The 24,658-nt window shown below is 51.7% G+C and carries 17 protein-coding genes; 12 read left to right on the forward strand and 5 right to left on the reverse strand.

Going from position 1 to position 24,658, the window contains the following annotated elements; all coding sequences use genetic code 11:
• Nucleotides 1-194 precede the first annotated feature (194 nt).
• From CHB92_RS21660 to CHB92_RS21670, 3 genes are all read left to right on the forward strand, one after another.
• Complete coding sequence (locus CHB92_RS21660; protein ID WP_144266363.1) at nucleotides 195-1,148, forward strand: ribokinase; 954 nt, start codon at nucleotides 195-197, stop codon at nucleotides 1,146-1,148.
• Entirely contained in the window at nucleotides 1,145-3,475 is a 2,331-nt protein-coding gene (locus tag CHB92_RS21665; RefSeq protein ID WP_089321333.1) for a glycoside hydrolase family 65 protein, read from the forward strand. Before CHB92_RS21660 ends, CHB92_RS21665 begins: the two co-directional genes overlap by 4 nt.
• Before the next feature lie 212 nt (nucleotides 3,476-3,687).
• Nucleotides 3,688-4,476: a DUF4382 domain-containing protein gene (locus CHB92_RS21670; protein ID WP_245842793.1), complete on the forward strand. Its 789-nt coding sequence runs from the start codon at nucleotides 3,688-3,690 to the stop codon at nucleotides 4,474-4,476.
• Between the two features lie 462 nt (nucleotides 4,477-4,938).
• Here CHB92_RS21670 and CHB92_RS21675 read toward each other — a convergent pair whose 3' ends face one another.
• The 4 genes from CHB92_RS21675 to CHB92_RS21700 form a co-directional block, all read right to left on the reverse strand.
• Nucleotides 4,939-6,171, reverse strand: coding sequence for a S8 family peptidase (locus CHB92_RS21675; RefSeq protein ID WP_089321335.1), 1,233 nt, complete (start codon nucleotides 6,169-6,171; stop codon nucleotides 4,939-4,941).
• Between the two features lie 1,065 nt (nucleotides 6,172-7,236).
• Nucleotides 7,237-8,673 (reverse strand): pyridoxal phosphate-dependent decarboxylase family protein, encoded by a 1,437-nt coding sequence (locus tag CHB92_RS21690; RefSeq protein WP_089321338.1) that lies wholly within the window; start codon nucleotides 8,671-8,673, stop codon nucleotides 7,237-7,239.
• A 111-nt stretch (nucleotides 8,674-8,784) separates the two neighbouring features.
• Nucleotides 8,785-9,906 (reverse strand): trans-sulfuration enzyme family protein, encoded by a 1,122-nt coding sequence (locus tag CHB92_RS21695; protein WP_089321355.1) that lies wholly within the window; start codon nucleotides 9,904-9,906, stop codon nucleotides 8,785-8,787.
• A gap of 98 nt (nucleotides 9,907-10,004) precedes the next feature.
• On the reverse strand, nucleotides 10,005-10,472 hold the full coding sequence (locus tag CHB92_RS21700; RefSeq protein WP_089321339.1) for a RidA family protein: 468 nt from the start codon (nucleotides 10,470-10,472) through the stop codon (nucleotides 10,005-10,007).
• Nucleotides 10,473-10,778: 306 nt separating this feature from the next.
• On the opposite strand from CHB92_RS21700, the gene CHB92_RS21705 reads away from it, so the two are divergent.
• Nucleotides 10,779-11,426 carry an SIMPL domain-containing protein gene (locus CHB92_RS21705; protein ID WP_089321340.1) on the forward strand — a complete coding sequence of 216 codons (648 nt, stop codon included), beginning with the start codon at nucleotides 10,779-10,781 and terminating at the stop codon, nucleotides 11,424-11,426.
• Nucleotides 11,426-12,283, forward strand: a complete 858-nt coding sequence (locus CHB92_RS21710) for an agmatine deiminase family protein (protein WP_089321341.1) — start codon at nucleotides 11,426-11,428, stop codon at nucleotides 12,281-12,283. The genes CHB92_RS21705 and CHB92_RS21710 overlap by 1 nt, the downstream gene beginning before the upstream one ends.
• 44 nt (nucleotides 12,284-12,327) lie before the next feature.
• On the opposite strand, the gene CHB92_RS21715 is transcribed toward CHB92_RS21710, so the two are convergent.
• The gene (locus CHB92_RS21715) at nucleotides 12,328-12,855 is read right to left on the reverse strand and encodes a hypothetical protein (protein WP_218824292.1); all 528 of its coding nucleotides are present in this window, start codon (nucleotides 12,853-12,855) and stop codon (nucleotides 12,328-12,330) included.
• A gap of 401 nt (nucleotides 12,856-13,256) precedes the next feature.
• Here CHB92_RS21715 and CHB92_RS21720 point away from each other — a divergent pair, with 401 nt between their 5' ends.
• From CHB92_RS21720 to CHB92_RS21745, 7 genes are all read left to right on the forward strand, one after another.
• Complete coding sequence (locus CHB92_RS21720) at nucleotides 13,257-16,037, forward strand: type I restriction endonuclease subunit R (protein ID WP_089321343.1); 2,781 nt, start codon at nucleotides 13,257-13,259, stop codon at nucleotides 16,035-16,037.
• Nucleotides 16,038-16,052: 15 nt separating this feature from the next.
• A complete protein-coding gene (locus CHB92_RS21725; RefSeq protein WP_089321344.1) occupies nucleotides 16,053-17,360 on the forward strand; it encodes a restriction endonuclease subunit S in 1,308 nt (435 codons plus the stop codon).
• Nucleotides 17,361-17,388: 28 nt separating this feature from the next.
• Nucleotides 17,389-18,411 carry a DUF3644 domain-containing protein gene (locus CHB92_RS21730; RefSeq protein WP_089321345.1) on the forward strand — a complete coding sequence of 341 codons (1,023 nt, stop codon included), beginning with the start codon at nucleotides 17,389-17,391 and terminating at the stop codon, nucleotides 18,409-18,411.
• Nucleotides 18,412-18,557: 146 nt separating this feature from the next.
• A complete protein-coding gene (locus CHB92_RS21735; RefSeq protein WP_089321346.1) occupies nucleotides 18,558-20,042 on the forward strand; it encodes a class I SAM-dependent DNA methyltransferase in 1,485 nt (494 codons plus the stop codon).
• A gap of 410 nt (nucleotides 20,043-20,452) precedes the next feature.
• Complete coding sequence (locus CHB92_RS21740; protein ID WP_089321347.1) at nucleotides 20,453-20,962, forward strand: DUF1440 domain-containing protein; 510 nt, start codon at nucleotides 20,453-20,455, stop codon at nucleotides 20,960-20,962.
• A 321-nt stretch (nucleotides 20,963-21,283) separates the two neighbouring features.
• Nucleotides 21,284-21,427: a hypothetical protein gene (locus tag CHB92_RS25930; RefSeq protein ID WP_179223128.1), complete on the forward strand. Its 144-nt coding sequence runs from the start codon at nucleotides 21,284-21,286 to the stop codon at nucleotides 21,425-21,427.
• A 187-nt stretch (nucleotides 21,428-21,614) separates the two neighbouring features.
• Nucleotides 21,615-24,281 carry a cation-translocating P-type ATPase gene (locus tag CHB92_RS21745; protein WP_089321348.1) on the forward strand — a complete coding sequence of 889 codons (2,667 nt, stop codon included), beginning with the start codon at nucleotides 21,615-21,617 and terminating at the stop codon, nucleotides 24,279-24,281.
• Nucleotides 24,282-24,658: the final 377 nt, after the last annotated feature.

Consider the following 24,658-nt stretch of genomic DNA (forward strand, 5'->3'; position numbering starts at 1 on the left):
TCGTTTTCGAAATGATAGCCCCTTGTCTTTTTTCTCCTGTTCCGGAAACATCCCCAAAACAGTTAAAAAAACTTTTCGCCGTTGTCGCGTAAACAAATGTGCTTTTCCTGACAGGGAAAAGGAGGGCAGAGCTTGCTCTCCGTCCTTCCCTCAGCAGCCTTCCCTGCTGGGGCATTGACAACGAAACGCAAGATATGGCGCAAGGGATTATTCTTTCACTCGGCAGCGTGAATGCGGATTATCAGGTCCGCGTGGATCAAAAGCCGGGCAGTACGACCACGATGCTGGGGCACGACTTTCTGCGGCTGAGCGGTGGCAAGGGGGCCAACGTGGCTTTTCTGGCCCGCCGGCTGGAAGTGGCGGCTTCGCTTATTGCCCACGTGGGCAACGACGACCTGAAGGAGCAGGCGCTCGGGGCGCTGCGGGACATGGGCGTTGATCTCTCGCATGTCCGGGCCATCGATCAGGTAGCGACGGGTGTCTCCATGATCGCCGTTCCTAAGGATGGAAAAAAGCAGATCATCCTGGCCCCCAATGCCAACGATGCCTGGCAGGAAGAGGACAGCGAGGAGGTAGCGGCGGCTATCCAACAGGCACCCGCTGGTTCCGTGCTCGTCGTCGACTATGAAGTAGCCCCTTTTATCGTGGATAGCGCCATTCAGGCTGCCCACGAAAAGGGCTTCCGCATAATCCTGGATCCCTCTCCTACCGACCGGGTAAACCGGGATTTATTCGCGAAGCTCCATTACCTCGTGCCCGATGCCTCCGAGACGGAGGGCCTGACCGGCATTCGCCCTGACTCGGTAGACAAGGCAGCCCAGGCAGCCCGCCAGCTACTGGAACAAGGGCTGGAGACCGTGCTGGTAAAACTGGAGGAAGGCGGTTGTCTGGCTGCGAACGAGGGCACTTGCCTGCACGTACCGCCGCTGCCCATAGATGTAGTAGACACCACCGGGGCAGGCGATGCCTTTGCCGGTGCCCTCGCCGTTGCCGTGCTGGAAAAGCGCCCGCTACAGGAAGCCGCCTGTTTTGCTTCGGCGGCCTCCCTGGCCACCACGACCGGCTATGGGTCCCAACCCGCCTACCCTGACAGAGACCAGATCCGGCACTTTTATGCGCAAACCATCGACAAGGTCCGGAAGCTATGAGGGACAGGAACAAAGAGGTCATACATAACTGGTGCATTCATTTCGATCATTATGATCCGGCCGATGAGGGACGCCGGGAGGCTTTGATGGCCTTGGGCAACGGATGCCTCGTTTCCCGTGCTGCTGCCCCCGAGTCGCAGGATGATCGCATTCACTACCCTGGCACTTACCGCGTGGGCTGCTACAACGAACTGACCAGCCACATACAAGGGCAGGAAGTGAAAAACGAGTCCATGGTGAACTTGCCGAACTGGCTGCCGCTCACCTTCCGCCTAGATAAGGGCGACTGGTTTTCGCTGGATAAGGTGCAGCTACAGGCCTATGAGCAGACACTGCACCTGCAACAGGGGCTACTCACCCGTATGGTGCGCTTCCGGGACCAACAGGGGCGGGAGACCCTGCTGCAGGAACGGCGCTTCGTGAGCATGGCACAGCCTAACCTGATGGCACTTTCCCTGGAACTTACCGCCGTAAACTGGTCGGGCGATCTGGAGGTTTGTACCGGCCTGGACGGCAACATCATCAACAACAACGTAAAGCGCTATGCCCCTTACAACCGGCACCACCTGGAAACGCAGCATGCAGGTACCTGGGGAGAGGATAATCTGGAGTTGCTCGCCCAAACAAACCAGTCCCACAGCACCATTGCCCTGGCCGCACGCACAAGGCTGCAGGTAAATGGCCGCACAGGTACTGGCACGCGCACCTCAAAGACAGAGCCGCAGCGGGTCTCCAGTTACCTGCACGTGCCTTTGAGAGAAGGCGATATGGCAGGCATCGAGAAAGTGGCGGCCCTCTACACCTCGCTTGATTTACCCGCAGCAGAATGCCGCCAGGCCGCCCGGGAAGCGGTTCAAACTGCTGATAACTTTGATGTCCTCTTTCAGGCGCACCGGAGTGCCTGGGCACAACTGTGGCAGCGCTGCCAGATCGAGATGGATAATACCGAACAGCTCTGTTATGCGCGCCTGCACATTTTTCACCTGCTGCAGAACTTCTCCCCTCACACCACAGAAATGGACGTAGGCGTGCCTCCCAGCGGCTGGCAGGGAGAAGAGTACCACGGGCAGGTTTTCTGGGATGAGCTGTTCGTGTTCCCCTTCCTGACCTTCCACTTTCCCGCTTCTGCCAGGGCCCTGTTGCACTACCGTTACCGCCGCCTGGAGGCGGCCCGGCAACTGGCAGCGCAACAGGGCTACCGCGGGGCCATGTTTCCCTGGCGCAGTGCCAGTGACGGCGAGGAAGAGACACCCCCGATTCAACTAAACCTGCTCTCCGGCCATTGGATGGTGGACAATACCTGCCTGCAGCGCCACGTGGGGGCAGCCATTGCCTATAATATCTGGTATTACGCGCAGGTTACCGGCGACCAGTCTTTTCTGGAAGACTACGGAGCAGAACTCTTCCTGGAAATTGCCCGCTTCTGGGCAAGTGTCGCCCAGTACAACGCGTCGCTGGACCGTTATGAAATACAGGGGGTCGTGGGGCCCGATGAGTACCACACGCAGTACCCTAATGCCCCGGCTCCCGGCATCCGAAACAACACCTACACCAACGTGATGGCGGCCTGGGTGCTCCGACAGGTGCCTGAGGTATTGGAACAACTTTCTTCTCAGCGCCAGCAGGAATTACAGAAGAAACTGAGCCTGGGCACAGATGAGCTTGCCCAGTGGGACAGGATAAGCCGGAAGCTACGGGTAGTCTTTCTGGAGGACGGTACCTTAAGCCAGTTCGAGGGATTCGAGCAGTTGCAAAAGCTGGACCTGGAGGCCTTCCGGAAACAGCACGGGCAGCACCGCCTGGACTGGACGCTGTACGCCATGGGCGACTCGGTAGAGCGCTATCAGGTCTCCAAGCAGGCGGACACTCCCCTCCTGCTGTATTTGTTTTCACCAGAGGAGCTGATCCGCCTGTTCGATCATCTTGGCTACACCCTCAGTACTGATACCCTTAAACGCACCCTGACGCGCCACCTATCCCATGCGGCACACGAGTCCACCCTCTCCCGCATCGTGTTTGCAGGTGCACTGGCCGCTTTAGACCCGACAGCTTCCTGGCATATCTTTGACCAGACGCAACAGGTGGACCTGTCGCCGAAAGACAAAGGGACAGCAGAAGGCATCCATTTAGGAGCCATGGCCGGTACCCTGACCATGCTACAGCACCACTACCTCGGCTTGAAGGTACGATCGGGGATTCTGGAAGCAGAACCCAGCCTGCCGGCAGCTCTGGGTTGGGTACGCATGGCCCTGTATTTTCGAGGCGAAGAGCTCTTATGCGAAGCCACACACCATTCTGCCCGGCTGCGCTCCCTGGAGCATGTATAAGAGAAATGTACCTGTCTCTTTTAAGCAGTTGGCAAATACATTTCTTTGTGCAATTTCTTTCCTAGCACTCCAAAGTCATCCTGCCCCTGCCTGCCCCGAAAAAGATTCTGTGCAGGCGGCTCCTGAATAAAAATATAGCTGTTTGTTAATTCTTCATCTTCTCTTCATCTTCGTGTAGGATATTTGCCCCATAACCTAAACGTACAATTCTTATGAAAAGAAAACTTTTGTTCCCGCTAATGCTCGGCTGCCTCATGGGCTTCAGCGCCTGTGACAGCGACAGCGAAAACACCGGCACAACGCTGATGCAGGTGCGCATGACTGACTCGCCTGGTGACTACGAAGAAGTTAACATCGACGTGCAGTCCGTGCAGGTGCACAAAGAGGCTGATGGGGACGAAGAAGGCTGGATTACCCTGGACGAAATAAACCCGGGCGTGTATAACCTGCTCGACTTTGCCAACGGAAAAGACACGCTTTTGGCCAGCTCTACCTTACCGGCAGGTAAGATTTCGCAGATCCGCCTTATCCTGGGCGAGAACAACTCCCTTAAGCTAAAGGATGGAACCGTTACGCCGCTCAAGACACCAAGCGGGCAGCAGTCAGGCGTAAAGCTGGACATTAACGCCGAACTGGTGAGCGACGTAACCTACGTGCTCTTGCTGGACTTCGACGCGGCCAAGTCTGTGGTGCCAAGAGGCAACGGCCAGTACAACCTGAAGCCCGTGATCCGCACCATTACACAGGCAGTAGCCGGAGGCATAAAAGGAAAAGTGACGCCTGCCGAATACGAGCCGGGCATTTACGTGATCTCTGCTGAACAGGACACCATCGGCGGCTTTGCCAATGAGAGCGGCGACTTCCTGATAAAAGGTGTGCCGGCAGGTACTTACACGGTTAAGTTTTACACCGAGGACGACGCGCACAACCAGACCGTGGAGAACGTAAGCGTTTCACAGAACCAGATAAAAGACCTGGGCACGGTAGAGTTGCCGGAATAGTAAACAACAAGTCCCTAAATATACAGAAACCAGCCGTTTACTTTTAGTGGACATCGTTCTTATAAGAACCAAAAGCTCCAGCTTACTGCTGGAGCTTTTGGTTATATAGCAGTTCCACTGGTGCAGCTACAAAACACCTGCTAACAGGAACACCTGGCCCGAACAACTGTTCCCCTTGAAGATGGGGTCGTTTCATTTCAATTTTACCAGATCCGGTCATATTGTTCCGTCACCTGAAAGGGTCTTGTGGCTTATAGCGACAGCTTCACTTCCTGATAGAGGCAACGGCATTCACGTAAGCTATGAGACTCCTACACTACCTTCGTGTCCTCCCGAATACCATTCTTCCTGTCATTTCGACAAAAGGAGAAATCTATCAGGAGTTCTAGTTAGGTATCTCGTTAAGCTCGAAATGACAGGAAGGGGCAGCCAAACAGCTGCCCCTTCCTGTTTATATTAAAACTAATTTGTATGAGCAATCGGGTCAGGGTTTCTATCCGGATCTCCTGATGCAAACCCATCCTCTCTAACAGCGCCTAAAAGTAACAAGCCTGCCACATGCGGCGTTGCCATAGATGTACCGCTGATCGTGTTATAGCCACCGTCTTTCCAGGTAGACTTAACCCCAACACCTGGCGCAGCATAATCTACTGGTGGGTTTCCCCAGTTGGACCAGCTCGCGAACTTATCATTTACATCTATCGCTGAAATTGTATAGATATTCGTACCATTCACACGTGCCGGAGAAGAGTTATTGGCATCAGCGCCATCATTCCCAGCTGCCAAGGCAAACTTAACTTTTGCAGAAGCTCTTGTGATCGCATCATCGAGTGCCTGCGACACTGGCCCTCCCAAGCTCATATTTGCCACATCACCAGACTTCCCTTTTCCAGCAACATAATCTACCCCCTTGATCACGCCAGAATAGGAACCACTACCACGCGAATCCAGTACTTTTACAGCCACAACGGTCGCCCCATGGGCAACCCCTATCACACCAATCTCATTATCTATAGCTGCAATGGTACCCGCGACATGTGTCCCGTGTCCGTTTCCATCATCCGGGGTTGCGTCCCGGCCAGTTGTAAACACAGAATAACTGAGATTTGTGTTTACGTTTAAATCTGGGTGGTCTTGGTCAATGCCTGTATCAATCACCCAGGCAATTTTTCCTGTTCCTGTTCCGACACCTGAACCTACTCTGGTTATGCCCCAAGGTGTTTCCTGAACAGTAGCGTCTTTCCCCCCACCGCCGGCGAAACTGGGCTTGCCTAACACCATCATGCGGTCAGGTTCGATGTAGGCCACGCGGGAGTCACGGCGGAGCGCTTCTACCTCGCTTTCGGAGAGCCTGGCAGCCACCCCCATGATCGCTTTGCCATAGGCCTGCGCTATGGCTACTTCCTGTACACCGTTTGCAGCCAGCAGGTCTTTCCCGAAGTTGCGTACTGCGTCTACCCGTTCGGCATAGGGCACTGTAGCGTCTAAGCGCAGCGTTCCCGTTTCTTTAAACACCACGATGTACTGACCGGGTATAATGGCGCCGTTCTCAGTGCTTGCCTGCAGGGCCTCTTCTGGAGCCACTACTTCTTCTATCTCTCGTTCGCAGGCTGTGAAAGTACCCGCTGCCGCTACCACGGCAGCACTGAATAGCATGGAGCGCACGAACCTGCGCACTTGTAGAGCATGTTTCATAAGTAAAACGTTTATCGGTTAAAATTGAACTAGAACAAACACATGACACCCACCTTAGGAGCGTAAAAGGTGGAGGCGGTACAGGCAAGTTATCTGGCGAAGCGAGCGTCAAGGCTTCCTGTAAAAGCTTTCCTGATTTTTTGTTATATATGCGTTATGGTATTTCCTGTGTTATTATACTAGGTCGCCCCCCCGGGGTTAAGGCTTTCACTAAGAAAAAGAAGATGCTGACACTATTAACCGGTGTGCTTATACGCTTAGAAGGCCAGATGGGCAACCAGTCAGCTCCATATTTGGCAGCTGGAAGCGGGCGAGGCGCTACTTTATTTTAGCTGTGAAGAGGTTATATGGCTTTAAATTGGCACAATAAACCTTCAGGTGGAGAAGGGTTGTCTTTGCAAGTGACCAGCAAGAAGGTACTGTACCCAATGAACTTGGCTGCCAGACTGAAAATAGATGGGTATTATCCGGTGCCCGGCCCCCTTCCTGCGTACCTATAGTATGAAAGAAATTAATATAAGGGACAACGTGTATCCTGAAGGATCCACGGTCTATGCGAAAGCGAATCCAGGTCTCCAGTTAACGGTAAGGCGCTATATAAAACGTATTTATTACTGCACGCAACCTGCGGGACTCCCGCAAAAGGATTTGATCTATTATGAGCGGGAGCTAACGAATGTGCCGGGCTAAATTGTTTGTGATAAAGCGTGTTTTTACTTGTGTTCGTCGTGGCATAGACGAAATAGTTATGAGAAGCCATACTTCTAACTATACGGATGGAGCACTGCCTCTACCGCTTTCTCTTATCTTTCTGTCATCTCGACCTTTGGAGATCTATCCGGGACTCCTGTTAGATAAAAACGGAATCAAGATGGTGTAGCTGTTGCGTGCAGGCAGCAAACGTATATCACGGACATGAGAACAGAAAAAGCCCGGGCATGGGAGTGGTCTAAAAGACAATCCTTCACCCGGGCTTGTCAGGTGTGGCTAAATCAACAGGCTATCCGCCTGCTGTTAGCTTCCCATTTACATGTACCCTACAGGCAAGCGCAGAAGCAAAGAGACTTAGGCCTCTACTGCTCTTACCAAAGCGGCTTTCTCCACAATTTGCTCCAGCAGCTCCTGTAATTCGTTCTCCGTGGTGAGCGGGTTCATCAGGGACACGCGCAGGTATAGCTCGCCGTTCAGGATGGTCTGCACGATGTAGAACCGTCCTTCCTCCAGCAGCAACCGCCTGATCTCCTGGTTCAGCTTGCTCACGTCACCCTCTGCCTTGTAGCGGAAGCACACGATGTTGCAGGCGGGCTCGTAGGCTAATTCAAAACCAGGCCTCTCCTTGATCAAGCCGGCAAAGCTAGTGGCCATGCCATACAGTCGCTCTATGTTCTCCCGGAACACGTCTTCGCCGTAGGTCCTGAACATGGTGTACACGCTCAGCACCGACATGGCCTTGGTGCACTCGAAGCTGCGCTTGCCGCCGTTGTACCATTCCTCCGATTCCTGCTCCGTCCAGAGGTACTGTGCCCGCTGCGAAAAGGTCTTGTAGGCATCGCCGCCGCGCTTAAAAATCAGCGCCGTCGACAACGAAGGGGTCATCATCATTTTGTGGTAATCCACTACAACGGAGTCCGCCTTTTCGATGCCCTTTAGCAGGTGCCTGTATTTCGGCGAGAAAGCGGCAGGCGCGCCATGCGCCCCATCCACATGAAACCAGAGTTGGTGCGACTCGCTAAAGGCTGCAATGGCCTCCAGGTCATCATAAGAACCCGTGGAGGTTGTGCCGGCACAGCCCACCACGCAGATCACTTGTTTGCCCTCCGCCACAGCCTGCTGGTAGTACTCCTCCAACAGGTCGGTGCGCAGCTGAAACTGCTCGTTTACCGGCACTTTGATGATGCCGTCTGCGCCCAGCCCCATGATGCGGGCGGCGCGGTCGATGCAGTAGTGGGCCTCTTCCGACACCAGCACCGCCAGGCGCTGCCCCTGCGCATAGCCCGCGTTCCAGATATCCGTAGCCGCCGCCCTCGCCGCCAACAAGGCCGTCAGGTTGCCCAGGGAGCCGCCGGAGGTCACAAAGCCGGAGGCTTCGGAGCTATAGCCCAGCTTCTGGGCCAGGTGCTCTGTCATCACCTTCTCCAGGGTATTCCCCACCGGCCCCATCTCGTACACGCCCATCCCCTGGTTCAGGGTAGCCGTTACGGCAGAGGCCAGAATGGTCACGGGCAAGGTAGGCGTGGTCTGGTGCCCTATGTAGCGCTTGCGGTGCACCTGTATCGACTTGGCCATCACGTCCCGGAAAAGGTCCAGTGGCTGCTGCAAAGGTTTCTGAAAATCCTGCTGCCAGTAGGCCAGCTGTTTGTCCGGGTCCTGCCAGGGCATGGCTTTTACTTCTTCCCTGTCTGTAGTGGCATCCGCCAGGTAATCGGCAAGTATATCAATCAGTGCGTGGCCCTGCCGGCGGAAATCTTCCGCCGAGTAGGCCTTATCCAGTATATTCTCCATGTGTACTCGTGTTCTTTAAAATGCAAAGAACGGGCGCAGCGGGGCAGGAAACAAAAAAGCCGCTTTTAAACACCTTGTATGCTCCTGTTGCAGCAAGTATTTTGGAAGGCCTCAGGCCAGTGCGCTCTCTATGTCATGCAGCAGGTCGCCTGCGCTTTCGATGCCTACTGATAGCCGCAGCAAGCCCTCGGTGATGCCCTGCTCCTGCCGTTCCTGCTCCGATAAGCTGGCGTGGGACGAGGTGGCCGGCTGGCAGATGGTGGAGTCCACCCCGCCCAGGCTCAGGGCCGGGATGATGAGTTGCAGCCTGTTCAGAAAGGCCGCTGTCCGGCTCGTGTCTTTTAATTCAAAGGAAAGCATCCCGCCAAAGCCTTTCTTCATCTGCCGGGCAGCGATGGCATGGTTCGGGTGCTCCGGCAGACCGGGGTAATAGACCCTGCCGATCGCCGGGTTTTCCTGCAGGGCTTTGGCTAGCTGCAGGGCATTGTTATTCTGCTTCTCTACCCGCAGTGCCAGCGTCTTCAGGCTCCTTTCGATCAGGTAGCAGTCCAGGCCGTTCAGGCTGCCCCCGAAGTTCAGCGCGCTCGGGTAGATCGCGTCTTTTAACTGCTGCGAGGTCACCACTACCCCAAAGCACAGGTCGTGGTGCCCGCCCAGGTACTTAGTGCCGCTGTGCAGCACGATGTCGATGCCCAGCGCGATCGGGTTCTGGTTGATGGGTGTCGCGAAGGTATTGTCCACCACAGAGAGGATGCCGTGCTTTTTGGCCACCCTGCTCACCTGTTCCAGGTCCACCACCGAAAGCAGTGGGTTTGAGGGCGTCTCGGTATAAATAAGCCTGGTGTTTTCCCTGATCATGGCCCCGATGTTCTCCATGGCAGCGCCGGACACAAAATCGTAGGCGATGTTAAACTTGGCGAACTCCTCTACCACCAGCTTTACGGTGCCCCCATAGATTTCCTGCGAAAAGAGCACGTGGTCGCCAGCTTTCAGGAAAGAGAACAGCACCGTAGAGATGGCCGCCGCCCCTGAGCTGAAGATCATGCCTGCCTCTGCCTGCTCTAAGCGGCAGAGCTTCTCCACAATGGCGAGTTGGTTTTCGGTATTGAAGTTCCGGGGGTACAGGATCTCCTCATAGCCGATGTACCTGTTGGCTGTGGAGGTGTAGATGGGCGTATTCACCCCCTGGTGCTGCTGCCGATTGTACACACAATCCGTTTCTTTACTGTACATATACAGGTGTTTTATCTTTTTTATCTGCTGGATTTCTATCCGCTGCATCTTACGTTTGAAGCCGCTCTCTGTCTGTGAGCGATGCTCTCCTTATGGGCCTAATCTGCTACTTCCAGGGTTACTTCTATCTCTACGGCAATGCCCCCCGGCAGGGAGCCCATGCCGACAGCGGAGCGCACGTGTTTCCCTTTTTCGCCGAACACCTCGCCCATCAGGTCCGAAAAGCCATTGATCACTTTTGGGTGCTCCTGAAAGTCGTCGGTGCTGTTGACCATGCCCAGCACCCGCACGATGCGCTTCACCCGGCTTAGCTCGCCCAGGGCTGCTTTGATGGTGGCTAACACGCAGATGCCGACATTGCGTGCTGCCTCGTAGCCCTGCTCGGTGGTCAGGTCTCTTCCCACCTTGCCGTTGTCTACGGCGCTGGGGCTGTCCCCGCCGTAGCTGTGCCCCGACAGGTAGAGGAGGTTTCCGACCTGCAGGTGCGTGGTATAGTTGGCAACGGGCTTTACAGGAGCAGGCAGCGTGATGCCCAGGGCTTTCAATCGTTCTTCTGGTGTGGTCATTTTATCGTTTCTTATAATCTTATAGCAAGTGTAGCCGGTTGTTCCGGCCAGGTTAATACTACAGAAATCAGGAGTGCCTTGTTTAGAAATTTCGGGTGGAGAAAGATCCTCCTCCTACCATGAGGCCTGCAAGCAGGTCTTACCTGGGTCCTACTAATTTTAAAGCGGAAAGATACCATTCTGGTTACGGCCTATTTAATTTTTTTAATATATTGTAGTACGCATATACAGAAGGAGCGAACAGGCACGGCAAACCATATCTGAAATCCCTGGCAGCCGCGCCTTCCAATACAAGCAGGAAAAGCTATGGAACGCAAACTACAGATCACCGGCAAGGGAAAGCTAGCTGTAGCGCCCGATACGATCCTTCTCTCCTTCGATGCTTCCGCACAGGAATGGGAATACGAAAAGACCGTCAGCGCCCTGAACAGGAAAGTAGAGGAACTACGATCTATCCTGGAAGCGGTGGGTGTGGAGCGGAACAGCCTGAAGACAAAAGACTTTAGTATCCGCAAAGAGACTACCTGGAACAAGAAGACCGAGAAGTACGATTTCAACGGCTTTAAGGCCTCCCACAGCCTGGAACTGGAATTGCCGCTGGACAAGCACCTCATCAACAAGCTGCTGGGCCAGATCGCCCGGAAGCTGGACAACCTGGACTTCCGGATCACCTTCGGGGTAAAGGACGCCTCGCAGCACCAGCAGCAGCTCATCCTGCAGGCTATCGCCAAAGCGAAGGAGAATGCCGCCCTGATCGCCGGGGCCACAGGTGTGGAACTGAAGGAAATCCTGCACATCGACTACTCCTACCGCGAGCTGACCATCCGCTCCCAGCGCCACGACTATCCCCTTTACGAAGCCGAGATGATGAGCACCTACGACGCGACGCCGGATTTTGAGCCGGACGATATCGATGTGACGGAGACAGTGAATATAACCTGGAGGACAGCGTAGTGGTAACTGACAGAGATACTAATTTCGTTTACCTCAGCAGCCTGATAAAAGAACGGCCAGGGCTGCGTAAATTTTGGCAATATTTAGAAAAAACGCTGCAAAAAGCTGGGATCAGGTACGACTTTATTCAAAACACCAATGACCTGTGGTGTAGGGACTACATGCCCGTGCAGGTAACTAAGGGAAGTTTTATCCAGTTTGTATTTGACCCCTCCTATTATAAAACTAAGAAACATCGCCACCTACGCACGGATACTAAAAGAATAAAAACAGAGGTCGCACTGGACGAAAAACTAAAACATTCTGCACTCCTTCTGGATGGTGGTAACCTGATCCGCTCACGAAATACGGTAGTACTTACAGAGAGAGTCTTTAAGGAAAATAAGTCAGTACCGAAGGAAGTTGTTTTGCAGGAATTGCGACAGGTGCTTCAGGTAGAAAATGTACACCTGATCCCCTCCCTACCCTATGAAACGTCAGGGCATGCAGACGGAATGGTGAGGCTATTAGACGATAATACTTTACTGGTGGCAGGTTATCACTCGGAGAGCCCCTCCTGGAGGGCTAAATATGACAGAGCTCATAAAAACACCGGGCTGCAGCTGATAAGCTTTCCGGGCGTCACCACGGATATAAAAAATGAGGAAGGCGAGTTCTCTGCACATGGATGCTACATCAACTTCGCCTGGATCGGAGATGTTATCCTCTTTCCACAGTTTGATTTGGCAGAGGACAGGGAAGCGCTGAAAGAAGCAAAGAAGATATTCAGCAACCATCAAGTACTGCCCCTTCCTGCCGCTGATCTTGCCATGTCGTGCGGCGTCTTGAATTGTGCTACCTGGAATGTACTTGTTTAGTCAGGGGTACCTGTTCAAAAACATGCATTGGACAACTTCAGTCATCACACATTTTCGAAGAACTTCACAGCGTACTGGCAGTATTCGATAATTTTATCTTTGTCGGTTTCGAACTCCTTCCGGCTTCCCAAATAATTACGACACGTAGGAGTTATCTCCTTGCCCTCGGTTAACTCCTGAAAAGAGATGCACTTGATATGCTTCCTGGAGACCAGCAAAATTAAAGCATTCTGGTAAGGATAATCTTTGTTCTTGTCAATATCCTTCAGTTGAAAGGTGCCGCTGGCCCTGAACTTAACCTCGATGAAATGAGCCTTGCCATCTTTATAAACTACCAGGTCTGGCATTCTTCTTATTTCCATGGCTACCTCATCTCTTACCCCTTTTAGCAAGTCCATAATTCCAGGTATGGTATTTTCCATCCCGTACTTAAATACCTGGAAGCCCAGCGTGAGGAACAGTTGCTCTACCAGAGTCTCTGCTATCTTACCCTTAATCAGGTTGTAAACCCATGTGTTTTCTTTTATGTCCTGTTTCGGTTTGCCTGGGGGTGTCGCCTCTTTCCTTTCCATCACCGATACTGTGTTACCTTCTTTACTTTTATAGCATGTATAGCAGTGCCCTCCATTAAACTTTGTATAGCCACCACATTGGATACATTCAGCCATTGTTAGTTAGATTTTTTGTTAAAAGCCTTTTTAAAGAACTGAGTTGAATTTCACCCCAGCCGTTCCACCTTTGACAAATGTTACAACATACAATTTAGCTAATATATAAAAATTTGTATGCCTGCCGAAATAAGATTGCCACAATCTCCTAAAACAGCAGGCCAACAGCCCCTCAATCCTTGAACTAAATTCAGTTAAACTATAAAAAGTATCATTACGCATTTAGGCATAAATCATAAAAATACTATATATTTATTGTCACTTAGCGTTACAACACAATCTCAGCATTAGACCAGATCTTACCTATGAACCAAACACCCGAACAGATTGCCCGTGACCAGATAGACAAGTTGCTTGTTGCTTCCGGTTGGGTAATCCAGGATAAAAAGACATTTAACCTGAGTGCGGGCATGGGTATAGCTATAAGGGAATGGCAGACGGATATCGGTCCTGCTGATTACGTGTTGTTTATAGACAAAAAGCCTGTTGGCATTATTGAGGCGAAGCGTGAGGAAGAGGGGCATAAACTGACGGTGCACGAAGATCAGTCAACAGACTATGCCAAGGCCAATATAAAGTATATTGATAATGGACCACTACCATTTGTATATGAAAGCACAGGTGTAGTGACCCGCTTCACCGATTACCGCGACCCAAAGCCCCGCTCCCGCTCTGTTTTTACCTTCCACAGACCCGAGACCTTTCAGAAGTGGATAAAGGAAGAGAAAACGCTTCGTGCCCGTTTCTACGATATAACTGAGCTCCCAACAGATGGCTTGCGTGACTGCCAGGTAGAAGCTATCACCAATCTGGAACAATCTTTCCGTCAGAACCGGCCAAAGGCGCTGATTCAGATGGCGACGGGCTCGGGCAAGACTTTTACAGCCATTACCTTTATTTACCGTTTGCTCAAATTTGCCAAGGCCAAGCGCGTGCTGTTTCTGGTAGACACCAAAAACTTAGGCGAACAGGCGGAGCAGGAGTTTAAGAAATTTCAGCCGCAGGATGATAACCGGCTCTTCCCGGAACTGTACGGACTCACCCGACTCAGCAGCTCCTTTGTGCCAGACGACAGTCAGGTATACATCAGCACCATCCAGCGCCTTTACTCTATTTTGAAGGGTACGCCGCTCGACGAGAAGGACGAAGAGGAAAACCCGAACGAAGGCAACAAGTGGCAGCCCAAAGAGCCGATGCCGGTGGTATACAATGAGAAAATCCCGATGGAGTTTTTCGACTTCGTGGTGATAGACGAGTGCCACCGCAGTATTTATAATCTTTGGAAGCAAGTGCTCGATTATTTCGATGCTTTCCAGATCGGGCTGACGGCCACACCGGATAACCGCACTTTCGGCTACTTTAACCAAAACCTTGTCTGCGACTATGGCTACCAGAAAGCCGTGGAAGATGGCGTGCTGGTGCCTTACAATGTGTTTGAGATTGTAACCAAGGTAACGCAGCAGGGCGCAAAAATAGAACTGGGCGAGTATGTGGGCACCCGCGAAAAGCTCACCCGCAAGCAGTTCTGGAACACGCTCGACGAAGAGGTAGAGTATAACAACAAGCAACTCGACGACAAGGTGGTGAACGTGAACCAGATCAGGCTGATCACCAAAGCGGTGAAGGAAAACCTGCCGGCCATGTTCCCTGACAGGTATGACAAGGATGGCAATTTCGAGGTGCCCAAAATGCTGATCTTCGCCAAAAGCGACAGCCATGCCGACGACATCATCAACATTGTGCGGGAGGAGTTTGCCGAGGAGAACAAGTTCTGCAAAAAGATAACTTACCGCACCGAAGACCCCAAGGGCACGCTCACGCAGTTCCGCAACAGCTACTACCCGCGTGTGGCCGTGACGGTAGACATGATCGCGACCGGCACCGACATCAAGCCTTTGGAGGTGTTGCTGTTTATGCGCGACGTGAAGAGCCGCAGCTATTACGAGCAGATGAAAGGCCGTGGCACGCGCACCCTGAGTTTGGAGGACCTGCGGGCTTCGGGTACGCCGTCGGCTAAGTTTACCAAAGACCATTTTGTGATCATCGATGCCATTGGCGTTGAGAAAAGCCGGAAGACCGACAGCCGACCGCTGGAGAAAAAACCGGGGCTCTCGCTGAAGCAGGTGCTGGAAGGTATAGCCATGGGCAATACCGACGAGGCTATGCTGACCACGCTGGCCAACCGCCTGATCAGGCTCGACAAGCAGATAAGCGAAAAAGAGAAGATGGCTTTTGCCGAAAAGGCCAACGGCTATACCTTAAACCAGGTGGTGAAGCAGTTGCTGCACGCCCACGACCCGGATACCATTGCAGGTATAACAGAGCAGGTAAAAGCCCAAAACACGGGCGCTGCGCCCGACACCATTGAAGCCAAAATACAGGAGCAGCACCAGCAACTAGTAGAGCAGGCAGTAGCTGTGTTCAACGACTATGAGCTGCGCGATTTTGTGGTGGATATCCGCCGGAAGTATGACCAGATCATCGACCACATTAACCCAGACGAACTGGTGAACATTGGTTGGGTGAAGGATAATAAGGCAGAGGCCGAAAATCTGGTAAGCGATTTCAGAAGCTGGATAGAAGAACACAAAACAGAAATCGTAGCTTTGCAGCTTTTTTACGGTCAGCCTTACCAGCGGCGCGAGCTCACTTATAAAATGCTGAAGGAACTGGTGGAGGCACTGAAAGCCGACAAACCTGCCATGGCCCCGCTCAACATTTGGCGGGCTTACGAGCAGCTGGAGAAAGTGGAAGGTCAGCCGAAAAATGAACTTATGGCTTTGGTGGCGCTGATCCGGCGGGTGAGCGGTCTGGACGAAAAACTGACGGCTTACGACAAAACCGTGGACCGCAATTTTCAGGATTGGGTATTCCGAAAGCAGGCAGGCGCTTTGAAGTTCAGCGAAGAGCAAATGCAGTGGCTCCGCATGATTAAAGATTATGTTGCCAACAGCTTCCGGATTGAGCGCGATGACTTTGACCTAAGCCCTTTTAACGCACACGGTGGCTTGGGTAAAATGTGGTCTTTGTTCCAGGAGAAGACTGACGAAATTATGAATGAATTAAACGAGGAGTTAGCAGCGTAAGGCTTAACAGTTATAATGTACAAAATACCCAAATTACCTGAAGGCTGGACAGCTACAACATTAGAGGAAATCATAACTGACTCAAAAATTGGTTTAGTCAAATCTTCAAAAGAACAGAACTCTAACGGTCAAGGCGTGCCTTATGTCAAAATGAACAATATAGATACAAGTGGCAATGTGCACTTGTACAATGATATTGCTTATGTTAATGTATCATCGGAAGAAGCAGAAAAATATAATCTAGAAGAAGGTGATTTACTTCTTAATACAAGAAATAGCTTTGAGCTTGTTGGTAAAACTGGAATAGTTAAAAACGCTTCTATACCTCGTGTTTATAACAATAACCTACTTCGCTTAAGATTTAAGAATTATGTAGACCCGACTTTCATTAATTACCAGATCAACAGCCCACACTTTAAAGAAATACTTTTAAAAGGGAAGAAGGCAACAACTAACATATGTGCCTTATACCAAAAAGACATTTTTCCATTACCTATTATACTTCCTCCCCTCTCCGAACAGCAGGAGATAGTTGCTAAAATAGAAGAACTGTTTTGCGAACTAGAAAACGGCAAAGAACAATTAGAAACAGCCCTGAAGCAACTCAAGGTATACCGTCGGGCTGTACTCAAGTGGGCTTTTGATGGGAGGTTTACTAATACAGTAATAAAAGACGGTAAAATGCCAGATGGATGGAGAAATGTAAATATGGTGGAAGTAGCTGAAAGTCTAGATAACCGCAGAAAGCCTATAAATAAAGAAGAACGTCTTAAAAGGCATGGGGATATACCTTATTATGGAGCAAACGGCAGGACCGGTTGGATAGATGATTATCTATTTGATGAGCCTTTAATTTTGGTCGTGGAAGATGAAACTTTTGTAGGAAGAGAACTGCCTTTTTCATACAAAATCACAGGTAAATCATGGGTAAATAATCATGCACATATTTTAAAACCAAAGAAAGGGTTGAATATCGATTTCTTAAATTACCAATTGGCATACTATCCTTTCCTACCCCTAACAACTGGAACAACAGGGAGAAAAAAATTAACAAAAAACGCCTTGATGAACGCTCCCTTTAAAATCTGTTCTTTAGAACAGCAAAACCAAATCGTTCAGGAAATAGAAAGCCGTTTAAGTGTTTGCGACAAAGTGGAGGAAATTATAACTAAAGGTATACAACAGGCAGAGACATTGCAGCAGAGTATTTTGAAGCAGGCTTTTGAGGGGAAGCTGGTGACAACAGGTAAAGCAAAATGTACCATTGAACAGCTTCAGAATGAGGCAAGCAAAGTAGGTCAGTTTCAAATTAGCTTTGAGTAATTAGTGATAAAAACCAATTTTTCTTAATATGAGAAGCCCTAGATATAAACCTTTTGTAGATAAATCTGTGAGTGCAGCATTGTCGGCAATTGAAATCTACAATAAGCCGAATTTTGATTATAGAGAAGAAACATTTTCTATACTGATGATCAATGCTTGGGAGCTTCTTTTAAAAGCTAAAGTCATTTCTAAGAATAAAAATAAAGTTGAATCGGTATATGTAATGATTCCTAAGATAGGAAAGAACGGTAATAAGCTCAGCAGGAAAACACCTAAACTGAACAGAAGTGGAAACCCAATGACTTTAGGTATAAATAACTGTCTTGAAATCTGTAGGCTATCACCTATCAATCTTGACACTACCTGCATTGAAAACATTGAATTGCTACTCGAAATTAGAGATGCCGCAATTCATTTTCAAAATGATGATTTGTATTTAAGTAAAAAGGTTTTTGAAATCGGAACTGCCACTTTAAGAAACTATTTAACTACTGTAAGAGAGTGGTTTAATTATGACTTATCAAAGTATAATTTTTACCTAATGCCCTTATCTTTCTATCATGATTTTGATACAATTGAAAGCTTTTCAGTAAATAATAAAACTAAGCAAGTTCAAAATCTATTAAAGCATATTGAACTAAAGGAGAACATTATACCGTCGGATGAAAACTCTACATATAATTTAACCCTTCAGCTCGAAACAAAATTTATCAGATCCTCTTCTACCTCAGATTTACTAGTTAAATATGGGGATAGCCCAACTGCAATCGAAGTTAATTTGAAAGATGAGGATATAAAGGAAAGATTTCCATTTCAATATAAAGACCTTACTTTTAGACTAAAGTCTAGATATTCAGATTTTAAAGAAAATAACGAATATCACACAAGGAGAAGAGAATTAGAAAAACAACCTAAATATTGTAGAGAGCGACATCTAGATCCGGGTAATCCTAAAAGCCAAGTCAAACGGTTTTATAGTTCTGAAATCCTTAAAAAGTTCGATGAATATTATAGTAAGAAATCTCCCCTTTTAACACCTAGTGTTAACTAGGCTTTTAAGGAAAAAAAAATCATACTATTACAAAGCGAACTTAACAACTGATACCATTAGTTAAGTTTTGATTGACTTTATAATCACTATTCCTGATTGATAGCTATAAATAAAGTCACTATAAATACATTTCATAACTCCTTTAAATGAGTAACAATAACTCCGCTATAGTTAGTAAAGTATGGTCTTTCTGTAACACCCTCCGCGACGACGGTGTTGGCTACGGAGACTATTTAGAACAGCTTACCTACCTGCTATTCCTGAAGATGGCAGACGAGTATACCAAGCCCCCGCATAACCGCCAGCTGCCTATACCTGCCGAATACAACTGGGAAAGCATGGTTGATATGAAAGGTGCTGAACTGGAGGCGCATTATACCATCATGCTGCGCGAACTCGGCAAAGAGAAAGGTATACTGGGCCAGATCTTCACCAAGAGCCAGAACAAAATTCAGGACCCGGCCAAGCTCTCCAAGATCATCGCCATGATCAACAACGAGCAGTGGCTGATGATGGGCGTGAAAGACAAAGGCGACATTTACGAAGGCTTGCTGGAGAAGAACGCCGAAGACACCAAGAGCGGTGCCGGCCAGTACTTCACCCCGCGCGCCCTGATCAAAGCCATGGTGGAGTGCGTGAACCCGCAGCCGATGAAGACCATCGCCGATCCGGCTTGCGGCACAGGTGGTTTCTTCCTGGCTGCTTACGATTACCTGGTGGAGCACCACCAGCTGGATCGGGAGCAGCGGCAGTTCCTGAAGTATAACACCTTCTTCGGTAACGAGATCGTGGCCAGCACCCGCCGTCTGGCGCTGATGAACCTGTTCCTGCACAACATCGGCGACATTGACAGCGACAACTTTATCTCCCCTGCCGATGCGCTGATTGCAGACGCCGGAGTGCGCTACGACTATGTGCTGGCTAACCCGCCGTTTGGCAAGAAGAGCAGCCAAACTTTTACCAATGCAGATGGCGAACAGGAGAAAGAAGACCTGACCTATAACCGGCAGGATTTCTGGGCCACCACCAGCAACAAACAGCTCAACTTCCTGCAGCACATCCGCAGCATGCTCAAAACAACCGGTCAGGCCGCAGTGGTATTGCCAGATAACGTGCTGTTCGAAGGCGGAGCCGGTGAATCGGTACGCAAGAAGCTACTCGAAACAACCGACATCCACACCATCCTGCGCCTGCCGACAGGTATATTCTATGCGCAGGGCGTAAAAGCCAACGTGGTGTTCTTCGACAACAAGCCAAGCAGCAAAGACCCTTGGACCAAAGAAATCTGGGTATATGACTACCGCACCAACGTGCACCATACCTTAAAGAAGAACCCGCTCAAGCTGGAGGACTTGCGCGATTTCATCACGCTCTACAACCCGGAGAACCGCCACAAGCGCACCGAAACCTACCACCCCGAAATGAACCCGGAAGGCCGCTGGCGCAAGTTCACCTATGAAGAGATCATCGCCCGCGACAAAACCAGCCTGGACATCACCTGGCTAAAGGATAAGTCACTTGCCGACCTGGATAACCTACCCGATCCAGATGTGTTAGCAGAAGATATTATTGAGAATCTGGAGGCTGGACTGGATAGCTTCAGGACGATACTGGCCTCTCTAAGCAAATAGATAGTAAAAAGCCACATAGAACCTCCTGTGTGGCTTTTATGTGTTATAAAGTTGCTAAGCTCTTAAATCGCCCCCTGGCTCTTTATGACCTTTCCTGTTCATCGCCGCTAGTATACTTCGCGTACACCTTAACAGGTAAAATCAGCCTGCCCATGCCAGCACAGTACTCTGCCAATGCCGCTCCTAACGCCTGTCATTACCATTACCTGACCGTTCTTCCTGTTTTTCTTCATCTCCTGTCTTATTTTAGAAATGCTTGCTTCTGCCAGAGCGGGTTGCCGCGTTTTAAGTTAAAGAAGAAGGTGGGGTGCCCTTTACTCCTTCCGTCCTTGCTACTTGCCTGAACTACTCGCCGCTAAGGGCGTAGTATACAACAGACGAATACATGTTCATACTTTAACAAAAGCAGGATGGCGAGCGGAAGAAACACAGCCTTAGAACTATTAAAAGGGGCCATTGCCGGGGCCGTATCGGTGTGGGCAATGGACAGGGTAACCTGGTACATGTACCGGAACGAGGACCGTAAGGCCTTTGCGCAGGAGAAACAGGCACAGGTCCACGGGCATTACGTGTCGCAGGTATCGGTAGACAAGGCAACAAGCGCAATGGGCGTAGAACTGTCGGACGAGCAATATTTCTACGCCTACAAGGGCGTGCACTACTTCCTGGGGATTGCCCCGGCGATGCTTTACAGCGTGCTGCGGCACAAGGTGGACTGGCTGAGTGCGGGAAAAGGCTCGCTCTTCGGGGTAGGCTTGTTTGTACTACAGGATGAAACACTGGCTCCTCTGACAGGGCTTGCCTCCCCGCCTACCGCTTATCCCTGGCAGGCGCACGCCAGGGGCCTGGCCGGGCACCTGGCGGTAGGATTAGTAACGGACGCCACTCTGAACTTGCTGGACAAGGTTTTACCGGAGTAAGCCGCTAGGCTTGCCTCTCTTACAAGAGAGCGATCGCAGACAAGGGCATTAGAAAGCTGCCATTGCTGCGCATGAAGCACGAAGTCTGGGTACAGTGAAATTTCAGCACTCCGGCTCCTGTAAAAGAAGCCGGAGTTATTGCTTTGCTATATGGGGAAGGTATATTAATCAAGCACAGCCCCCTCTCTTTTACCACAACTCCTTTCATATCGGCATGCGCCTCCCCTTTCAGGCATAACCGGAGCTCCTCTCTCCTATTGGCTCTATTCAGAAAAGAACGCTCTACTGATCGAAGAAAAAAACTTAACCAGTTCTTCTGCGATGCGCCTAGTGGCTGTTGCGGTGCCGAACGAAGTGAAGGCAGCCCGCAGCGGAGCGAGGAGCAGCTTCAGACACACAGCGCTGAGCGGAAAAACGCGCCCTCGCTTCAGAAGGGCCCCTACCCCAGACGTGGAGCGCATGTAGTTAAAGATGAAACAATAGGCTCAGAAGGCTAAGGATAGGCAGAAGCTACGCCAGCTTAGACAAAGGGTAGATGAATACACAGTGAAAAAGGACATTATCGGCAGCCACAACGCCCACTTCGCTTAAACAGTACCTCTCCCTTCCAAGTTAACGTTAAAGTAGACCAACACAGCCACATGGATCTGATATGGTGAAAAACTGGCATACCAAAACAAAAGAAGAAGCGCTCGCTGAGCTGAACACATCGGCAAACGGCCTCTCCCGTGCGGAAGCCGGTTCCCGCCTGGAAGAATACGGGCCGAACAAACTGGAGGAGGCGAAGCGGAAGAGCCCTTTCAAAATGCTGCTGCAGCAGTTCACGGAGGTGATGGTGGTGATCCTGATCATTGCCGCGCTGCTCTCCCTGCTCCTGGGCAAGACCACGGAGGCGGTGGCGATCCTGGCCATTGTGCTCCTTTTCGGGTTTCTGGGTTTTATACAGGAGTACCGGGCGGAGAAAGCCATGTCGGCCCTCAACCGCATGGTGGTGCCCAAAGTGCGGGTGCGGCGGGACGGCAAAGCAGAGGAAGTGCCTGCCAGTGAACTCGTGCCCGGCGACGTGGTAGAGCTGGAGGCGGGAAACGTGGTGCCGGCCGACCTGCGGCTACTCGAAGCCCACAACCTGAAAGTACAGGAGGCTGCCCTGACCGGGGAGTCCGAGCCGATCGACAAAGACACGGCCCCTATCGGGGAGGAGGACATTCCCCTGGGCGACCGGAAGAACATGGCCTACATGGGCACCGTGGTGACCTATGGCCGGGGCGTGGCCATTGCCGTTTCGACGGGGATGAAAACCGAGCTGGGGAAGATCGCCAACATGATCGGCTCGGTGGAGACAAGCAAAACGCCCCTGCAGGAAAGGCTCGACAAGCTCGGCAAGATGCTGGCCATGTTTGGCGCCGCCGCCGCGGCCCTGATCTTCGGGGTGGGCCTGCTCATGGGCAAGGCCGCTGCCGATATGTTCCTGACAGCCGTCAGTGTGGCCGTGGCGGTGGTCCCCGAAGGCCTGCCTGCCGTGGTGACCATTACTTTAGCCCTGGGCGGCCAGCGCATGCTCAAACGCAATGCCCTCATCCGCAAGCTTCCCGCCGTCGAGACCCTCGGCTCTGTGACGGTAATTTGCTCGGACAAGACGGGCACCCTGACCCAAAATAAGATGACGGTAACGGTGGTAGAGCTGCCGGAACATACGGTCGAGTTGGACGCCCGGGATACCGCAGCAACAGCGCCAGAGGTGTCCGCTGCCCTTGACTTTGCCCTCTCGCTCTCTGTGCTGTGCAACGACGCTACCCTGGAGAAAGACGCCACGCCAGAGCAGGTGATCGGAGACCCCACCGAGGCCGCCCTGCTGGTGGCCGGCACCAAGAGAGGCATCGGGAAAGACCAACTGAACCAGCTGCTGCCCCGGGTACATGAGGTGCCTTTTGACAGTACCCGAAAGCGGATGTCGACCATCCACCAGGTGGATGGCCAGCTGCCGGCTTATTTACAGCCCCTCCAGGACAGTCTTTTCCTACTCTGTACCAAAGGGGCCCCTGATTCGCTGTTAGAGGTATGTTCTGCGGTGTGGGTAAAGGGCGAGGAGGTGCCCCTGAATGCTGCCTGGAAAGAGAAGATCCATGCGGCCAACGCCCGGTTGGCTGAAAACGGGATACGGGTCCTGGGCCTGGCCTTCCGCCGGTTGGCGACGGACAAGACGGACGCGGACATCGAGCAGGAGCTTACCTTTGCCGGGCTCGCCGGCATGATCGACCCGCCCCGCCAGGAAGTGAAGGCAGCCGTGGAGGAGTGTAAGCAGGCCGGTATCCGCCCTATCATGATCACCGGCGACCATCCGCTCACCGCCGCCGCCATTGGCCGGGAGCTGCACTTTACAGACCATTCCGAGGCCGTCTCCGGAGAACAGCTGCAGCGCACCGATGAGGAGGAACTGCTGCGCTATACAGCTAAGTCCTCGGTGTATGCGCGGGTATCGCCCGAAGATAAACTCCGCATCGTGAGCGCCCTTCAGCAGACAGGAGAGGTAGTCGCCATGACGGGAGACGGCGTGAACGATTCGCCCGCCTTGCGCAAAGCCAACATTGGGGTAGCCATGGGCATCACAGGAACGGACGTCGCCAAGGAAGCAGCGGATATGGTGCTGCTGGACGATAACTTTGCGACCATTGTGGCCGCCGTGAAGGAAGGGCGCGTCATTTTCGATAACCTCGTCCGCTTTATCAAGTTCTCCCTGGCCGGCAACATCGGCAAGGTGCTCATCATGCTGATTGCCCCCTTCTTTGGCATGGTCATCGCCCTGCAACCCCTGCAACTGCTCTGGCTGAACTTGCTAACGGATGGCTTACTGGGACTGGGATTGGGCACAGAGCCCGCGGAAGAAGACACCATGCGCAGGCCTCCCCGGGACCCGGAGAAAGGCGCTCTGGAAAAGAAAGACTTTTACCAGATGGCGGTCGTGGGAGTTACCATTGCCGCTATCTCCCTGAGCCTGGGCATTTATTACTTTAATCCCGCGAACCCTGAGGACCTCACCTGGCAGACAATGATCTTTGCCACCGTCGGCTTCGGGCAGGTCTTCCAGGCCCTGGCCCTCCGCTCTACGGCCCACTCTGTTTTCTCCATTAAGACGAACCCCTTGCTAGCGGCGTTGGTCGTAGTCGCTGTCTTACTACAGCTAGCCGTGCTCTACCTGCCCTTCATGGAAAGCTTCTTCCGGCTGGTCCCTATAGCGCTGGAAGACCTGCTTATCGCCCTCGCCGCAGGCAGCCTGGTCTTCGTGGTGGTGAAGCTGGATAAGCTGCTGTTTAAGCGGTAGGGGGACGCTTGGGAAAGGGAAGGAGGTTGTTGGGGGCGGAAAAGCCTCTCCTGCGCTGCTCAAATAACTCCCCTGCCGTTTCGAGCTGAGCGGGAAAGCTGCTCGGGGATTCTGTTTGGTCTCACAAGGGATGAGATGACAGGATAAGGGTGACCCTGTGCAGGGAAGCAAAGCTGTTCCCGCTCGCCCGCAAGATCCTTTCGGGATGAGAGAGTGAGCCGGGTTAAAGCCAGCGCTGTGGGACGGCCAGGGACAGGAGTGCCGTGGCCAGGTTTTCTCCCGGGTGGCTATAAAAGCAAACACCCCCTGCCGCATTGGCGGAGGGGGTGCTGGTTGTTGGGGTTGGCGGCCACCTACTCTCCCGGCTGTGACACCAG

Source organism: Pontibacter ummariensis, assembly GCF_900188175.1.
GTDB classification, from domain to species: Bacteria; Bacteroidota; Bacteroidia; order Cytophagales; family Hymenobacteraceae; genus Pontibacter; species Pontibacter ummariensis.

What these genes read in the sequence shown, in the direction of transcription:
- CHB92_RS21720 (WP_089321343.1), top strand. Translation starts at nt 13,257, where the DNA reads ATGAACCAAACACCCGAACAGATTGCCCGTGACCAGATAGACAAGTTG.
- CHB92_RS21725 (WP_089321344.1), top strand. Translation starts at nt 16,053, where the DNA reads ATGTACAAAATACCCAAATTACCTGAAGGCTGGACAGCTACAACATTA.
- CHB92_RS21730 (WP_089321345.1), top strand. Translation starts at nt 17,389, where the DNA reads ATGAGAAGCCCTAGATATAAACCTTTTGTAGATAAATCTGTGAGTGCA.
- CHB92_RS21665 (WP_089321333.1), top strand. Translation starts at nt 1,145, where the DNA reads ATGAGGGACAGGAACAAAGAGGTCATACATAACTGGTGCATTCATTTC.
- CHB92_RS21695 (WP_089321355.1), bottom strand. Translation starts at nt 9,906, where the DNA reads ATGTACAGTAAAGAAACGGATTGTGTGTACAATCGGCAGCAGCACCAG.
- CHB92_RS21670 (WP_245842793.1), top strand. Translation starts at nt 3,688, where the DNA reads ATGAAAAGAAAACTTTTGTTCCCGCTAATGCTCGGCTGCCTCATGGGC.
- CHB92_RS21740 (WP_089321347.1), top strand. Translation starts at nt 20,453, where the DNA reads ATGGCGAGCGGAAGAAACACAGCCTTAGAACTATTAAAAGGGGCCATT.
- CHB92_RS21700 (WP_089321339.1), bottom strand. Translation starts at nt 10,472, where the DNA reads ATGACCACACCAGAAGAACGATTGAAAGCCCTGGGCATCACGCTGCCT.
- CHB92_RS21675 (WP_089321335.1), bottom strand. Translation starts at nt 6,171, where the DNA reads ATGAAACATGCTCTACAAGTGCGCAGGTTCGTGCGCTCCATGCTATTC.
- CHB92_RS21690 (WP_089321338.1), bottom strand. Translation starts at nt 8,673, where the DNA reads ATGGAGAATATACTGGATAAGGCCTACTCGGCGGAAGATTTCCGCCGG.
- CHB92_RS25930 (WP_179223128.1), top strand. Translation starts at nt 21,284, where the DNA reads ATGCGCCTAGTGGCTGTTGCGGTGCCGAACGAAGTGAAGGCAGCCCGC.
- CHB92_RS21660 (WP_144266363.1), top strand. Translation starts at nt 195, where the DNA reads ATGGCGCAAGGGATTATTCTTTCACTCGGCAGCGTGAATGCGGATTAT.
- CHB92_RS21735 (WP_089321346.1), top strand. Translation starts at nt 18,558, where the DNA reads ATGAGTAACAATAACTCCGCTATAGTTAGTAAAGTATGGTCTTTCTGT.
- CHB92_RS21705 (WP_089321340.1), top strand. Translation starts at nt 10,779, where the DNA reads ATGGAACGCAAACTACAGATCACCGGCAAGGGAAAGCTAGCTGTAGCG.
- CHB92_RS21745 (WP_089321348.1), top strand. Translation starts at nt 21,615, where the DNA reads ATGGTGAAAAACTGGCATACCAAAACAAAAGAAGAAGCGCTCGCTGAG.
- CHB92_RS21715 (WP_218824292.1), bottom strand. Translation starts at nt 12,855, where the DNA reads ATGGAAAGGAAAGAGGCGACACCCCCAGGCAAACCGAAACAGGACATA.